Below are 1,401 nucleotides of genomic sequence, written 5' to 3'. Positions count from 1 at the left end.
TAATGCCGATCAGTTAAGAAAATGACCGGTTGACCGATCCAAGCGATCATGCAAAATCCGTAGTTAGGAAACTAACTACGGATTTTTTGTGAATATAGAACAAGCACTGCAAGCAACACTTGAAGAAAGCAGCCGATACCATACCTTTGAAAAATTATCAGAAATTCTTGACCCTGAAATCATTGAACAAGGTTTTCAACAAGCAGGGATTGCAACCGTTCGTAAGCGAAGATTACCGCTTGAAGCCGTTTTGTGGTCAGTTATTGGCATGGCATTGTTTCGAAAAGAATCAGTTTGGAATATCGCTAATAAGCTAGATATCATGTTACCTGGCAAGAACCAACTCGTTGCTCCAAGTGCGATGGTACAGGCGAGACAAAGGTTAGGTGATGATTCCGTTAAACACGTTTTCAATAAATCTGCTCAATCAATGTATAAGCAACAGTCATTCGAAACATGGAATGGTTTGAACCTATTAGCTGTTGACGGTGTTGTGTGGCGAACAGCCGACACGCCTGATAATCGTAAAGCCTTCTCTTCAGGTAGCAACCAATACGGTGATACAGCCTTTCCTCAAATACGCATGGTCTGTCATATGGAATTGACCAGCCATCAACTTCTCAGTAGCGAGTTTGATAACTTTAAAACCAACGAGATGAAATTAGCTGAGCGTTTAATTGAACGTACACCAGATAATTCACTGACTATGTTTGATAAAGGATATTATTCTTTAGGCCTGTTAAACCGTTGGCACCAAACTGGGGAGATGAGGCACTGGCTGATACCAGCAAGGCCCGACTTACAGTATGAAATCATCTCCAGCGCGGGTAAAAATGACCATATCATTGAATTGAAAACCACAAAGCATGCACAAAAAAACTTTCCCGATGTTCCTGAAACGATTAAAGCGAGATTAATCAGCAAAACAATAAAGGGCAAAAGCTACCGTATATTAACCTCGATGACGGATAGATTGCGTTATCCAGGTAATGAAATTGTTGAATTATATTGTCATCGTTGGGAGATAGAACTTGGGTTTAGAGAAATCAAACAAACCATGCTTGATAGCGCATACCATTTAAGAAGTAAGCGTCCAGACATGGTGCGTCAGGAGCTATGGGCCGTGTTACTCGCCTATAATTTAATACGAAGAATAATGACGATGGCGGCGACAGTCACAGGGATATGGCCTAACCAGCTTAGTTTCTCTAGCAGTTCGATGGCTGTCATTCAGTATTTCTCGTCAGTATCTATAATGAGCCCAGGGAACATTCCAATACACTGGCAGCACTTACTCGATACACTGGTCTTATTTAAGCTTCCAGCTAGACGAGAGGATAGAAGATATCCCCGATGGGTTAAGCCAAAACCATCTAAGTATCCCCATAAAAAGAAAGATGC

At 41.5% G+C, this 1,401-nt stretch carries 1 protein-coding gene; it reads left to right on the top strand.

Translation table 11 applies throughout. The annotated features are described in order from the left end of the window. Positions 1-88 precede the first annotated feature (88 nt). A partial coding sequence (locus H5115_RS19950; RefSeq protein ID WP_404936129.1) for an IS4 family transposase occupies positions 89-1,401 on the top strand: 1,313 nt, incomplete at its 3' end.

Source organism: Pseudoalteromonas sp. SR44-2 (assembly GCF_014163745.1).
Taxonomy (GTDB): Bacteria; Pseudomonadota; Gammaproteobacteria; order Enterobacterales; family Alteromonadaceae; genus Pseudoalteromonas; species Pseudoalteromonas distincta.
Note: the sequence above shows the minus strand (reverse complement) of the source record. Positions and strands in the feature narration are given on the sequence as shown.